We start from the raw sequence: 14,467 nt of genomic DNA, 5'->3' as shown, positions 1-14,467 counted from the left end.
TGTCGGCGGGGTCGGTGAGGATGAGGCCATGACCTCGCGCGCGACGCCCGACTGGCGCGAGGTGCTCACCGCGCCGGCGCCCGCCGGCGCCGTGCCCGGGCTCGCGCTCGGCGTGGAACTGCGCCAGCGGGTGCGGCGTGCCGAGTCGCGGTGGGCGCCCACTCGCGTCGAGACGGCGACAGCACGCGGACTGCACCACTCCAGCGACGACCTGTCACTGGCGCTGCGACCGCTGGAGCGCAGCGTGCGCGGCTGGATCAAGGGCCAGGTGTCCTGGGATGCGCTGCGCCGCCCTGGGCACCGATACGACCCCGCGCAGGGGCGCTGGTTCGTGGAGCTGTACAGCATCGCCCGCGACGCGCGCACCCTCGGCACCATGCCGGACGGGTCGGAGTGGCTGACGCTGGACGACGTCGAATCCCACCTGCTGTGGGCTCACCTGGCCGCCGCGCAGACGCGGGGGATCCCGCTGACCGCACCCAAGCCGCACCAGACGGTGGCCCTCGCCCGGGAGGCGGCGGTCTCCCTCCACGCCGAGCGCAACGGCCACGGGCTGGCGGTGGCCGCACAGGTGATGATCGACGGCGCCCCGGTGGATGCCGGCACCGTCCGCACGATCGGTCACGTCGGCCTGTACCGGTTCGATGCGGTGGGGGAGCGCATCGCGGTGACGCTCGCACCGGCTGCGGTGCCGGACGCCGCTCACGCACTGCTGCAGTCGCGGTCTCCCGTGATCGTTCCGGCGGCAGAGGCCGACGAGTTCCTGCGCGACCACCTGCCGCGGCTGACCCGACAGACGCCCGTGAGCCTCGGCCGTGGCATCCACCCCCCACCCGCGCTGCCGCCCCGGCTGGAGGTCGCGGTGCGGTTCCAACCGGCCGACCGGGTGGAGGTGGCGCTGACCTGGCGCTACGCGGGGGCACCCCCGGTGCCGTACGACTCCCCGGCGAGCGCCGATCGCGACGCCGCCTTCGAGCAGCAGCTGCAGGCCCGCGTCGAGGCGGCATGGCGCAGCGCCGGCGACCTGCCGTTCACGCCCGCCGGCTCCTTCACCGGGGCGGATGCCGCCGAGTTCGCCGCCGCGGTGCTGCCGGCGCTGGAGCGGATCGAGGGCGTCCACAGCGACGTCACCGGCATCCGCCGCACCTACCGGGAACTGACCGGCATTCCGGAGATCACCGTCACCACCGTGGAGAGCACCGATGCCGACTGGTTCGATCTCGGCATCCTGGTCACCATCGACGGGCGGCGCATCCCCTTCACCCCGCTGCTGACGGCCCTCACCCGGCGCCGACGCAAACTGCTGCTCAGCGACGGCGGGTACTTCTCCCTCGCCCACCCGGCGCTGGACCGACTGCGGGAACTGCTCGAGGAAGCCGCCGAACTGGACGAGTGGGACACCGGCCCCCGCATCAGCAGGTACCAGACGGCGCTGTGGTCCGACTTCGAGGACCTCGCCGACCAGGCCCAACCCGCCGTCGCGTGGCGGGCCACCGTCGAGGCGCTGCGGGAGACCACCACCGTGCCGCCGACGCCCGTCCCGGCGCAGCTGCGGGCCGAGCTGCGCCCCTACCAGCAGGAGGGGCTGGACTGGCTGGCGTTCCTGTGGCGGCAGCGCCTGGGCGGCATCCTCGCCGACGACATGGGGCTCGGGAAGACCCTGCAGACCCTCGCGCTCATCGCCCACACCCGCGAAGCGGGGGAGCGGCGGCCCTTCCTCGTCGTCGCGCCCACCTCGGTGCTGGCCACGTGGCGCACCGAAGCCGAGCGGTTCGCCCCGGACCTCGTGGTCCGCACGATCGATGCCAGCGCCGTCAGGCGCGATGTCACGGTGGCCGATCTCGCCGCCGGGGCGGACATCGTCGTCACCTCCTACACGCTGCTGCGCCTGGGCGACCAGGAGTACGCCGCGGTGGAGTGGGCGGGGCTCATCCTCGACGAGGCCCAGTTCGTCAAGAACCCGGCCACCAAGCTCCACCGCGCGGTGAAGGCTCTGCACGCCGACGTGACGTTCGCCATCACCGGCACCCCGCTGGAGAACACCCTCACCGAACTGTGGGCGCTGCTGTCGCTGACCGCACCCGGGCTGTTCCCCTCGGCGCGGCAGTTCCGCCAGGAGTACGTCGGGCCGATCGAGCAGGGCAAGACCCCCGAGAACGCGGAGGGCGCGCCCTATCGCGCCCGGCGCCTGGAGCGGCTGCGTCGCCGCATCCGGCCGTTCCTGCTGCGCCGCACCAAGGACCTCGTCGCCGGCGACCTGCCGCCCAAGCAGGAGCAGCAGCTGTGGGTGACGCTCAGCGACGAGCACCGCGCGCTGTACGACACCGTCCTGCAGCGGGAGCGGCAGAAGGTGCTGGGGCTGCTGGACGACCTCGACCGGCAGCGGTTCATCGTGTTCCGCTCCCTCACGCTGCTGCGGATGCTGAGTCTCGCGCCGGCCCTCATCGACGGCCGGCACACCCGGCTGGGCTCGAGCAAGCTCGACGCGCTCCTGGAACACCTCACCGAACTGGCCGCCGAGGGCCACCGCGCGCTGGTGTTCAGTCAGTTCACGTCTTTCCTGCAGCTGGCGGCACGCCGGTTGGATGCCGCCGGGATCGCGTATGCCTGGCTCGACGGCTCCACCCGGCGCCGAGAGGAGGTCATCTCCGCGTTCCGCGACGGCGACGCGCCGGTGTTCCTCATCAGCCTGAAGGCCGGCGGGTTCGGGCTCACCCTCACCGAGGCCGACTACGTGTTTCTCCTGGACCCGTGGTGGAACCCCGCCGCCGAGTCGCAGGCGGTGGACCGCACCCATCGCATCGGGCAAACACGCCCGGTGAACGTCTACCGCATGATCGCGGAGGGCACGATCGAGGAGAAGGTCATGGCACTGCAACAGCGCAAGGCGCGGCTGTTCCAGGCGGTCATGGACGACGACGACCTGTTTTCGCAGGCGCTCACCGCCGACGACATCCGCGGACTGTTCGACGTATAGCCGTTAGTCACGGCGGCGCTGATCATTCCCACGCCGGGCGCCACGTAGAATTGGGAGCTGTTCCACACGGGAGGATTCCATGCGCATCACGGGTCTGGGCCACGCTGGCATGTTCATCGAGACGGCAGGCGGCACGATCCTCTGTGACCCGGTGATCAAGTCGTCGTTCTATGGGTCGTGGTTCGTCTTCCCCGACAATCGGGCGCTGGACTGGGAGCGTTACGGCAACGCCGACTTCCTGTACATCTCGCACCGCCACCGCGACCACTTCGACCCGTGGATGCTGGAGAAGTACGTCCGCAAGGACATCGAGGTGTTGCTGCCGGATTACCCCACCGACGACCTCGAGCAGGATCTGCGCCGGCTCGGCTACGACAACATCACCTACACGCGCGCAGGTGAGGTCATCGAGCGCGGCGCACTGCGGCTCATGATCACGCCGCTGCGCGCCCCCAGCGACGGCCCCATCGGCGACTCCAGCCTGTCGGTCGACGACGGCACCGCGTCGATCCTGAACCAGAACGACTCGCACCCGCTGGATCTCGAGAAGCTGCTGAGCTTCGGCAAGCCGGAGGCGTACTTCACCCAGTTCTCCGGCGCCATCTGGTGGCCGATGGTCTACGACCTGCCCCAGGACGCCAAGGTCAACTTCGCCGCCCTCAAGCGCGAGGCGCAGCACAAGCGGGCGATGTTCTACATCGAGAAGGTCGACGCCCCGCACGTGTACCCGATGGCCGGCCCGCCGATGTTCCTGCGGGACGACCTGTTCCGCTACAACGGGCTGGGCGAGCAGAACGACTCGATCTTCACCGACCAGGCGCAGTTCCTGGCCCGGATGAAGCAAGAGGCCCCGCAGTACGACGGCCACATCTTCATCCCCGGCACCGTGGTGACCATCGAGCACGGGCAACAGACGATCGAGCAGACCCTGTACACCGAAGCCGAGATCGAGCAGATCTTCGCCGACAAGTGGGGCTACCTCGAGCAGCAGCGCGCGACGCGCCAGGAAGAGATCCGCGCCGAAGAGGCCTCCCGCGCCCCGGTGCTGCCGCCGCAGGAGATGCTCGCCGAGCTCAAGGCCTGGTGGGAGCCGCTGCTGCGCCGCGGCCGCATCTTCCGTGAGGGCGTGGGCGGGCCGGTGCGCATGACCATCGGCGACCTGGATGTGTGCATCGACTTCCCCAAGGCCAAGGTGCGCGAGTACGCGGGGGAGGAGACCAACTACTGGTTCACGATTCCCGCCGACCTCGTCTCGACCAACATCGCCGAGCGCGAGATCGACTGGTCGAACTCGATCTTCCTGTCGATGCAGTTCCAGGCCGGCCGGGTGGGCAAGTTCAACGAGTTCATCTACACATTCTTCAAGTGCCTGTCCCGTGACCGCATCGAGTATGTGGAGAACTGGTACGCCGAACAGTCCGACGTGTCGGAGGATATCCAGCTCGGCGACTGGACCGTGCAGCGCCGCTGCCCGCACCTGCGGGCCGATCTGTCCAAGACCGGCAAGATCGAGGGCGATGTGCTCACCTGCTCGCTCCACGACTGGAAGTGGGATCTGACGACCGGCAAGTGCCTGTCGACACTCGGTCACCCGATCCGTGCCAGCCACGTGGAAGAGGACGATCTGCACCGGGCCGCCGTCACCCCCGCCGCGTGACGATAGGCTGAGCAGCACACACACCCAGCAACCTTTAACCCCGTCCTGTGAGGCGGAGAAGGGAGCGGCGGATGAGCACGCGCACTGTGCTGCACGAAGCCGACATCGCCCGAGCGCTGACTCGGATCTCTCACGAGATCCTGGAGTCCAACCGAGGGCCCGAGGATCTGGTCATCCTCGGCATCCCCACCCGTGGCGTCACCCTCGCCGAACGCGTCGGCGCGCTCGTCACCGAATTCGGCGGCCGGAGCGTCCCCGTCGGCGCGCTGGACGTGACGATGTACCGCGACGACCTGCACCGCAACCCCACCCGCGCGCCGCAGCCGACCCAGATCCCCGCCGGGGGTGTGGACGGCAAGACCGTGGTGCTGGTGGACGATGTGCTGTTCTCGGGGCGCAGCATCCGCGCCGCGCTCGACGCCCTGCAGGACATCGGGCGTCCCGCAGCGGTGCGTCTGGCGATCCTGGTGGACCGCGGGCATCGGGAACTGCCCATCCGGCCGGACTTCGTCGGCAAGAACCTCCCCAGCGCCCGCGACGAGCGCGTCAACGTGCGCCTGGCCGAAGTCGACGGCGTCGAGGAGGTGACGATCGAGTCATGAGGCACCTGCTCGACACCCGCACCCTGACCCGCGACGACGCGTTGCGCATCCTCGACGTCGCCGAAGAGATGGCCGACACCCAGCGCCGTGAGGTCAAGAAGCTGCCGACCCTGCGGGGCAAGACGGTGGTGAACCTGTTCTTCGAAGACTCCACCCGCACCCGCATCTCGTTCGAGGCCGCCGCAAAGCGCCTCTCCGCCGACGTGATCAACTTCTCCGCCAAGGGCTCATCGGTATCCAAGGGCGAATCGCTCCAGGACACCGCCCAGACGCTGCAGGCGATGGGGGCCGATGCCGTCGTCATCCGCCACGGCGCGTCCGGAGCGCCGCGCACCCTCGCCACGAGCGGGTGGATCACCGCCGGTGTCGTCAACGCGGGGGACGGCACGCACGAGCACCCCACCCAGGCGCTGCTGGATGCCTTCACGATCCGCAAGCGCTTCTTCGGCGCGGACAGCCGGGGCCGCGACCTCACCGGGCTGCGGGTCGTGATCGTCGGCGACGTGCTGCACTCGCGTGTCGCCCGCTCCAACGTCTGGCTGCTGACGACCCTGGGGGCCACCGTCACCCTGGTCGCGCCGCCCACTCTGGTGCCGCAGGATGTGTCGGCCTGGCCGGTGGAGATCCGCTACGACCTGGACGAGGCGATCGACCAGGGCGTGGACGCGCTGATGATGCTGCGAATTCAGCTGGAGCGCATGAATGCGGCGTATTTCCCCACTGAGCGGGAGTATTCCCGCCGATGGGGGCTGGATGCCGCGCGTGTGGGTCGCCTTTCGGCCGATAGCATTGTCATGCACCCCGGTCCCATGAACCGGGGCCTGGAGATCTCCGCCGACGCCGCCGATTCGCCCCGTTCGACTGTGCTCGAACAGGTGACGAACGGCGTGTCCGTGCGGATGGCCGCCCTCTATCTGCTGCTGGCAGGCGAGCGCGCACGACACGAGGAGGACGGACGATGACCGAGGTCTTCCTCATCCGCGGCGCCAGCATCCACGACGGCACCGGCAACGAGCGCACCGCCGACATCCTGATCGACGGCGACCGCATCGCCGAGGTCGGCACGGGTCTCAGCCGCGCCGGCGCCACCGTGATCGACGCGGACGGGCTCGTCGCGCTCCCCGGTCTGGTCGACCTGCACACCCACCTGCGCGAACCCGGCTACGAGGCGTCCGAGACGATCCTCACCGGCTCCCGCGCCGCCGCCGCCGGCGGCTACACGGCGGTGTTCGCTATGCCCAACACGTCGCCTGTCGCCGACACCGCAGGCGTCGTCGAGCAGGAACTCGCCCTCGGCGAGGCCGCCGGGTACGTCACGGTGCAGCCGATCGGCGCGGTCACCGTGGGCCAGAAGGGTGAGCGCCTGGCGGAGCTGGGCGCCATGGCTTCCTCACGCGCCCGGGTGCGGGTGTTCAGCGACGACGGCTTCTGCGTGTGGGATCCGCTCATCATGCGCCGGGCACTGGAGTACGTGAAGGCGTTCGACGGCGTCATCGCCCAGCACGCGCAGGATCCCCGCCTCACCGAGGGCGCCCAGATGAACGAGGGCACCGTGTCGGCCGAGCTGGGCCTGGCCGGGTGGCCCGCCGTCGCCGAGGAGTCGATCATCGCGCGCGACGTGCTGCTTGCCGAGCACGTCGGCTCCCGGCTGCACGTGTGCCACCTGTCCACGGCCGGCTCGGTGGACATCATCCGCTGGGCGAAGAAGCGCGGCATCGCCGTGACCGCCGAAGTCACCCCGCACCACCTGCTGCTGACCGAAGAGCTCGTGCGCGACTACGACGCCCGTTACAAGGTGAACCCGCCGCTGCGCCGCGCAGAGGACGTGCAGGCCATGCGGGAAGGCCTCGCCGACGGCACGATCGACATCGTCGCGACCGACCACGCCCCGCATCCCACCGAGGCGAAGGCCTGCGAATGGCAGGCGGCGGCCAACGGCATGGTGGGGCTCGAGAGCGCGCTGCGGGTCGTCCAGCAGGCGATGGTCGACACCGGCCTGCTCGGCTGGGACGACGTCGCCCGCGTCATGTCGACCGCACCGGCCCGCATCGGGCGGCTCGCCGACCACGGCACCCCGATCGCCGCCGGCCAGGCCGCATCGCTCACCCTCTACGACCCCGCCCCGGTGCGCCGGTTCGGTCGCGAGGACCTCCGCGGACGCAGCGTCAACTCTCCCTACATCGACCGCGAGCTTCCCGGTGAGGTGCGCTGGACGATCCACCGAGGAGCGCCGACCGTCGCCGACGGCGTACTGCGCCACAGCGGCGAGGTCATCGCATGACGCAGGAGCTGGCGCTGCTGATCGTCGCGGCATTCGCCGTCGGGCTGCTGGGCCTGGTGGCCTGGGGCTGGCGACGACGCGGCCGGCGTGACGCCGGTCTGGTCGCGCCCGAGGGCGAGGTGCCCGAAGCGGCATCCGTCATCGGCGTCTTCCCGGTGCTGTACGTGGCGACGACCCGGCACGGCGAGCCGCTGGAGCGTCTCGCGATCCGCCGGCTCGGGTTCCGCTCCAAAGCCGATGTCACCGTCACCGATGCCGGCATCGCACTGGACCTCGTCGGCCAGCCGCGCCTGTTCATCCCCCGCGGGCAGATCGCCGGCGCGGCGCAGGCGACGGTGACGATCGACCGCGTCGTCGAGCGTGACGGCCTGGCCCGCCTCGACTGGCGCATCCCCACCCACGACGGCGGCGACGCCCTCGTCGATTCCTACTTCCGACCCCAGGAGACCTCCGCACGCGCCCTCGTGGACGCACTGCTGCAGCTTTCCGATCCCGCTCCCACGACAGGAGACGACGCGTGACCACCTTCACTCGCGACCCCGCTGTGCTCGTCCTCGAGGACGGCACACGCCACACCGGACGCGCCTACGGCGCGCAGGGCACGACCCTCGGCGAGGTGGTGTTCGCCACCGGCATGACCGGCTACCAGGAGACCCTCACCGACCCGTCCTACGCCGGCCAGATCGTGCTGCAGACCGCACCGCACATCGGCAACACCGGCATGAACGACGAAGACCCCGAATCCCGCCGCATCTGGGTGGCCGGGTACATCGTGCGCGACCCCTCCCGCGTCGTATCGAACTGGCGCGCCGACTCGTCGCTGGACGACGCGCTCGTCGCCGACGGCGTGGTGGGCATCAGCGGCATCGACACGCGTGCCGTCACGCGCCACATCCGCGCCGCCGGCAGCATGCGCGGCGGCATCTTCAGCGGCGCCGCCGCGGGGATCGATCCGGAGGAGCAGCTGCGCATCGTGCGCGAGGCGCCCGAGATGGCCGGTCAGAACCTCTCCGCGCAGGTCTCCGTCGCCTCCGCCGAGGTCACCCCCGCCGTCGGCGAGCGCATCGGCGCCGTGGCGGTGCTGGACCTCGGCGTCAAGCAGTCCACCGTCGTCAACCTCGCCGCCCGCGGGTTCGACGTGCATGTGCTGCCGCAGAACGTCACGATCGACGACATCCTCGCGATCGACCCGGTGGGGGTGTTCTACTCCAACGGACCCGGCGACCCCGCGGCATCCGACGATCACGTCGTGCTGCTGCGTTCGGTGCTGGATGAGAAGCTGCCGTTCTTCGGCATCTGCTTCGGCAACCAGCTGCTGGGCCGCGCGCTCGGCTTCGGCACCTACAAGCTGCCGTTCGGCCACCGCGGCATCAACCAGCCCGTGCTGGACAAGCAGACCGGCCGCGTCGAGATCACCGCGCACAACCACGGCTTCGCCGTCGACGCGCCGATCGAGGGCGTCACCGACAGCCCGAGCGGCTACGGCCGGGTGGAAGTGAGCCACGTCGACCTCAACGACAACGTCGTGGAGGGGCTGCGGGCCCTGGACATCCCGGCGTTCTCGGTGCAGTACCACCCCGAGGCGGCCGCCGGACCGCACGACGCCAACTACCTTTTCGACCGCTTCCGCGACCTCGTCGTCGCGACCCTGGAGACGAAGAATGCCTAAGCGCGAAGACATCACCTCCGTCCTGGTCATCGGCTCCGGCCCGATCGTCATCGGTCAGGCGTGCGAGTTCGACTACTCCGGCACCCAGGCCTGCCGCGTGCTGCGCGAAGAGGGCGTACGCGTCATCCTCGTCAACTCCAACCCGGCGACGATCATGACCGACCCCGATTTCGCCGATGCCACCTACATCGAACCGATCACGTGGCAGGTCATCGAGACGATCATCGCCAAGGAGCGCCCGGACGCCATCCTGCCGACCCTGGGCGGCCAGACCGCGCTGAACGCGGCCATCGACCTGCACAACAACGGCGTCCTCGAGAAGTACGACGTGGAGCTGATCGGGGCGAGCTTCGAGGCGATCAACAAGGGCGAGGACCGGCAGATCTTCAAGCAGCTGGTGCTGGACGCCGGCGCCGACGTCGCCGCCTCCCGCATCGCCCACACGCTGGACGAGGCTCTCGCGGCCGCCGACGAGCTGGGCTACCCGCTGGTCGTGCGCCCCTCGTTCACGATGGGGGGCCTGGGTTCGGGCTTCGCCTACGACGAGCGGGACCTGCGCCGCATCGCCGGCGCGGGCCTGCGCGACTCGCCCACGACCGAGGTGCTGCTGGAGGAGTCCATCCTCGGGTGGAAGGAGTACGAGCTCGAGCTCATGCGCGACACCGCCGACAACACGGTGGTCGTCTGCTCGATCGAGAACGTCGACCCCGTCGGCGTGCACACCGGCGACTCGATCACCGTCGCGCCGGCGTTGACTCTCACCGACCGCGAATACCAGAAGCTGCGCAACATCGGCATCGACATCATCCGCGCCGTGGGCGTTGACACCGGCGGCTGCAACATCCAGTTCGCCGTCGACCCCGCCACCGGCCGGATCATCGTCATCGAGATGAACCCGCGCGTCTCGCGGTCCTCCGCGCTGGCATCCAAGGCCACCGGCTTCCCGATCGCCAAGATCGCCGCGAAGCTGGCGATCGGTTACCGCCTCGACGAGATCCCCAACGACATCACGAAGGTGACCCCCGCCAGCTTCGAGCCGACGCTGGACTACGTCGTGGTGAAGGTGCCGCGGTTCAACTTCGAGAAGTTCCCGGCAGCCGATGTCACCCTCACCACCACCATGAAGTCCGTGGGCGAGGCGATGGCGATCGGCCGCAACTACGCCACCGCGCTGCAGAAGGCGCTGCGGTCGCTGGAAAAGCGCGGTTCCAGCTTCCACTGGGGCGACGAGCCGCGGTCCGTGGACGAGCTGCTCGAGGTCTCACGCACGCCCACCGACGGGCGCATCGTCGTGCTGCAGCAGGCCCTGCGCAAGGGCGCGACGATCGAGCAGGCGTTCGAGGCCACCGGCATCGACCCCTGGTTCCTCGACCAGATCGTCCTCATCAACGAGGTCGCCGACTTCGTGCACGCCGCCGGCGAGCTGGATGCCGACACCCTCCGCACCGCGAAGGACCACGGGTTCAGCGACGCGCAGATCGGCCAGCTGCGGGGCATCCCGGAAGCCGAAGTGCGCGGCATCCGCCACGCCCTGTCGATCCGACCGGTGTACAAGACCGTCGACACCTGCGCGGGCGAGTTCCCGGCGCAGACGCCGTACCACTACTCCAGCTATGACTTCGAGACCGAGGTCACCGCGTCGGAGCGCACCAAGGTCGTCATCATCGGCTCCGGCCCCAACCGCATCGGCCAGGGCGTGGAGTTCGACTACTCCTGCGTGCACGCGTCGTTCGCGCTGTCGGACGCCGGGTACGAGACGGTCATGGTCAACTGCAACCCCGAGACGGTGTCCACCGACTACGACACCAGCGACCGGCTGTACTTCGAGCCGCTGACGCTGGAGGACGTGCTGGAGGTGCTGCACGCCGAGGCGAAGTCGGGCACCATCCTCGGTGTCGTGTGCCAGCTGGGCGGGCAGACCCCGCTGGGCCTGGCGAAGGGCATCGAAGACGCCGGCTACACGATCCTGGGCACCCAGCCCGCCGCGATCGACCTGGCCGAGGAGCGCGAACTGTTCTCGCGGCTGCTCGATCAGGCCGGGCTGGTGGCGCCGCGCAGCGGCACCGCGATCGACGCGGACGGCGCCGTCGCGGTGGCCGAGGGCATCGGCTACCCGGTGCTGGTGCGGCCGAGCTTCGTGCTCGGTGGCCGCGGCATGGAGATCGTCTACGACACCCCCAGCCTGCACGACTACTTCGTCCGCATCGCCGACCAGGCCATCATCGGCCCCGGCATGCCGCTGCTGGTGGACCGGTTCCTCGACGACGCCGTGGAGATCGACGTCGACGCGCTGTACGACGGCACCGAGCTGTACATCGGCGGCGTCATGGAGCACCTCGAAGAAGCCGGCATCCACTCCGGAGACTCCAGCTGCACGCTGCCGCCGATGTCGCTCGGCCGGAACGAGATCGACCGCGTCCGCGAGGCCACCCGGCTGATCGCCGAGGGCGTCGGCGTGCTCGGGCTGCTGAACGTGCAGTTCGCGGTCAGTGCCGGGGTGCTCTACGTCATCGAGGCCAACCCCCGCGCCAGCCGCACGGTGCCGTTCGTCTCCAAGGCGCTCGGCATTCCGATGGCCAAGGCCGCCAGCCGCATCATGGTCGGAGCCACGATCGCCGAGCTCATCGCCGAGGGGATGCTGCCCGAGCAGGACGGCTCTCGCGTGCCGCTGGACGCGCCCATCGCGGTGAAGGAGGCGGTGCTGCCGTTCAAGCGGTTCCGCACCAAGGACGGCCGCATGGTCGACTCCGTGCTCGGCCCGGAGATGCGCTCCACCGGTGAGGTCATGGGCATCGACCGCGACTTCCCGACGGCGTTCGCCAAGAGCCAGGCCGCCGCGTACGGCGGGATGCCGCTGACCGGGACCGTGTTCATCTCGGTCGCCGACGACGACAAGCGCGCCGTGATCCTGCCTGCCCACCGGCTGCAGGAGCTCGGGTACACGATCGCAGCGACCGAGGGCACCGCCGAGATCCTCGCACGCAACGGCATCCGCGTGAAGGTCGTCCGCAAGTACTCCGAGACGCTCGACAGCGGTGACACGAACATCGTCGATCTCATCAACGCCGGCGAGATCGACATCGTCGTGAATACGCCGTCGGGTGGGCTGTCCCGTGCCGACGGGTACGAGATCCGTGCGGCGGCGGTCGCCGCCGACAAGGCGCTGTTCACCACGATGGCCGTGCTCGGTGCCGCCGTCAGCGCACTGCCGGTACTGCGCGAGGGGTTCCGCGTGCGGAGCCTGCAGGAGTACGCCGCCGACCGGGCCGCGCGATGACCACGTTCGGCCGGCGGCTGCGCGAGGCGCTCACGGCGCAGGGACCCCTCTGCGTCGGGATCGACCCGCACGAGCAGCTGCTGGCCGAGTGGGGGCTGCCGGCCTCCGCGGCGGGCACCCGGGAGTTCGGACTGCGGGTGGTGGATGCCGCGGCCGGCCGGGTCGGTGTCATCAAGCCCCAGGTGTCGTTCTTCGAGCGGTGGGGGTCGGCCGGCTTCGCAGCCCTGGAAGACGTGCTTGCGGCGGCGCGAGCGGCCGGGCTGCTGGTGATCGCCGACGCCAAGCGCGGCGACATCGGCACCACGATGGACGCCTATGCGCGCGCCTGGCTGACTCCGGGTTCGCCCCTGGAGGCCGACGCGGTGACCCTCAGCCCTTATCTCGGCGTGGGTGCGCTCACTGGGACGCTGGAATACGCCGTCTCGGTGGGTAAAGGTGGGTTCGTGCTCGCCGCCACCAGCAACCCCGAAGCCCGCGTCCTGCAGTCCGCCCTCGTCGAGGAGCGCACCGTCGCCGCTCGGGTGACCGAAGAGGTCTCGGCCTTCAACGCTCGCACGACGCCCGACGGCGAGTGGGGGAGTGTCGGCCTCGTCGTCGGCGCCACCGTGGACCTGCACCTCGCGGGGCTCGGCAGCGCCGTGACGCCGCCCGCGCCGATCCTCGCGCCGGGCTACGGTGCGCAGGGCGCGCAGCCGGGGGATCTCGAAGACCAGTTCCGGGTTCTCCGCTCGCCGGTCGTGGCGAGCGAGAGCCGCAGCATCCTGTCGGCGGGGCCGACGGGGATCGCCCAGCGCATCGCCGAACGCGCCGCGCTCTATTCGAAAGTGGACCATGGCTGACGCTCAGCACCCACCCGAGGTCGACCGTGCCGCGGCATCCCGCCGCGCCGTCGCCGCCCGCCGCGAACGCGCCGCGCTCAAGCGCGATGTCGCAACGCGCGTGATCACGCCGCAGGAACTGCTGCGCCGCGGCCTTGCCGAGCCCGGCTCGCCCGCCGGTGCGATGCGCGTGCCGGAGTTCCTCACCGCCATCCCCGCGATCGGTGAGGGCAAGCGCGACCGCATCCTGGCGGATCTGGGCATCTCGCCGGTCAAGCGCCTCGGGGGCCTCGGCAGCCGCCAGCGCACCGCGTTGCAGGGCTTCCTCGACGACCGCTGGCCGGAGCCGACCCCGCGGGACGGACGCAGCCGGCTGATCGTGCTGGCGGGGCCGACCGCCGTGGGCAAGGGCACGGTGGCCGCCGAGATCAAGGAGCACCACCCCGAGATCGTGCTGTCGGTCTCGGCGACGACCCGTGCCCCGCGCCCCGGGGAGGTCGAAGGCGAGCACTATTACTTCGTCGGGGATGCGGAGTTCGACCGCATGATCGCCGACGGCGAGCTGCTCGAGCACGCCACCGTGCACAACCGGTTCCGCTACGGCACCCCGCGCGCGCCCATCGAGGCGGCGCTGGCCGAGGGGCGCACGGTGCTGCTGGAGATCGATCTGCAGGGCGCCCGTCAGGTACGCGCCGCGGAGCCCAGCGCGACGCTGGTCTTCCTGCTGCCGCCCAGCTGGGACGAACTGGTGCAGCGCCTGGTGGGCCGCGGCACCGAGGACGACGAGGAGCGTGCCCGGCGCCTGCGCACCGCGAAGAAGGAACTCGCCGCGCAGGGGGAGTTCGACTTCCACGTCGTCAACGACGACGTGGCCCGCGCCGCCGACGAGGTCGCCCAGCTCGCGGGCTGACCCCGCGCGCCACGCGGCATCCCTCGGTCGTCGCGAACGCCCCCACACCCGGGCCAGGCAGGGCCCTTCGTGACGACCGAGCGCGCGCGCCGCGCCACGCGGCATCCCTCGGTCGTCGCGAACGCCCCCACACCCGGGCCAGGCAGGGCCCTTTGCGACGACCGAAGGCGGGGGCAGGATGCCACCAGCTCGGGGGCCGACGGACCAGGTAGACTGGGCTGATGCCTCGGCTCTGCCGGGCACCACGACTTTCCCCGACGACGACCTCAGGAGGTC

General features: G+C 70.4%; 10 protein-coding genes. All 10 read left to right on the top strand.

Annotated elements, in window-relative coordinates; all coding sequences use genetic code 11:
- The first annotated feature begins 28 nt into the window (after window positions 1-28).
- The 10 genes from QNO11_RS06755 to gmk all read left to right on the top strand — a co-directional run bounded on the left by QNO11_RS06755 (window position 29) and on the right by gmk (window position 14,191).
- On the top strand, window positions 29-2,977 hold the full coding sequence (locus tag QNO11_RS06755) for a DEAD/DEAH box helicase (RefSeq protein WP_257509833.1): 2,949 nt from the start codon (window positions 29-31) through the stop codon (window positions 2,975-2,977).
- Between the two features lie 79 nt (window positions 2,978-3,056).
- Window positions 3,057-4,634, top strand: a complete 1,578-nt coding sequence (locus QNO11_RS06750; protein ID WP_257509834.1) for a Rieske 2Fe-2S domain-containing protein — start codon at window positions 3,057-3,059, stop codon at window positions 4,632-4,634.
- A gap of 71 nt (window positions 4,635-4,705) precedes the next feature.
- Window positions 4,706-5,236 carry a bifunctional pyr operon transcriptional regulator/uracil phosphoribosyltransferase PyrR gene (gene pyrR, locus QNO11_RS06745; protein ID WP_257509835.1) on the top strand — a complete coding sequence of 177 codons (531 nt, stop codon included), beginning with the start codon at window positions 4,706-4,708 and terminating at the stop codon, window positions 5,234-5,236.
- Window positions 5,233-6,198: an aspartate carbamoyltransferase catalytic subunit gene (locus QNO11_RS06740; RefSeq protein WP_257509836.1), complete on the top strand. Its 966-nt coding sequence runs from the start codon at window positions 5,233-5,235 to the stop codon at window positions 6,196-6,198. The genes pyrR and QNO11_RS06740 overlap by 4 nt, the downstream gene beginning before the upstream one ends.
- Window positions 6,195-7,517 carry a dihydroorotase gene (locus QNO11_RS06735; protein ID WP_257509837.1) on the top strand — a complete coding sequence of 441 codons (1,323 nt, stop codon included), beginning with the start codon at window positions 6,195-6,197 and terminating at the stop codon, window positions 7,515-7,517. Before QNO11_RS06740 ends, QNO11_RS06735 begins: the two co-directional genes overlap by 4 nt.
- Window positions 7,514-8,038, top strand: a complete 525-nt coding sequence (locus QNO11_RS06730) for a PH-like domain-containing protein (protein ID WP_257509838.1) — start codon at window positions 7,514-7,516, stop codon at window positions 8,036-8,038. Before QNO11_RS06735 ends, QNO11_RS06730 begins: the two co-directional genes overlap by 4 nt.
- Window positions 8,035-9,186, top strand: a complete 1,152-nt coding sequence (carA, locus tag QNO11_RS06725) for a glutamine-hydrolyzing carbamoyl-phosphate synthase small subunit (protein WP_257509839.1) — start codon at window positions 8,035-8,037, stop codon at window positions 9,184-9,186. Before QNO11_RS06730 ends, carA begins: the two co-directional genes overlap by 4 nt.
- On the top strand, window positions 9,179-12,463 hold the full coding sequence (gene carB, locus QNO11_RS06720; protein WP_257509840.1) for a carbamoyl-phosphate synthase large subunit: 3,285 nt from the start codon (window positions 9,179-9,181) through the stop codon (window positions 12,461-12,463). The genes carA and carB overlap by 8 nt, the downstream gene beginning before the upstream one ends.
- Complete coding sequence (pyrF, locus tag QNO11_RS06715) at window positions 12,460-13,302, top strand: orotidine-5'-phosphate decarboxylase (RefSeq protein WP_257509841.1); 843 nt, start codon at window positions 12,460-12,462, stop codon at window positions 13,300-13,302. The genes carB and pyrF overlap by 4 nt, the downstream gene beginning before the upstream one ends.
- The gene (gene gmk / locus QNO11_RS06710) at window positions 13,295-14,191 is read left to right on the top strand and encodes a guanylate kinase (protein WP_257509842.1); all 897 of its coding nucleotides are present in this window, start codon (window positions 13,295-13,297) and stop codon (window positions 14,189-14,191) included. Before pyrF ends, gmk begins: the two co-directional genes overlap by 8 nt.
- Window positions 14,192-14,467: the final 276 nt, after the last annotated feature.

The sequence above is a fragment of the Microbacterium sp. zg-B96 genome (assembly GCF_030246865.1).
Lineage (GTDB): Bacteria > Actinomycetota > Actinomycetes > Actinomycetales > Microbacteriaceae > Microbacterium.
The sequence above is the reverse complement of the archived record's forward strand: the minus strand, read 5'-3'. Positions and strand labels throughout refer to the sequence as shown.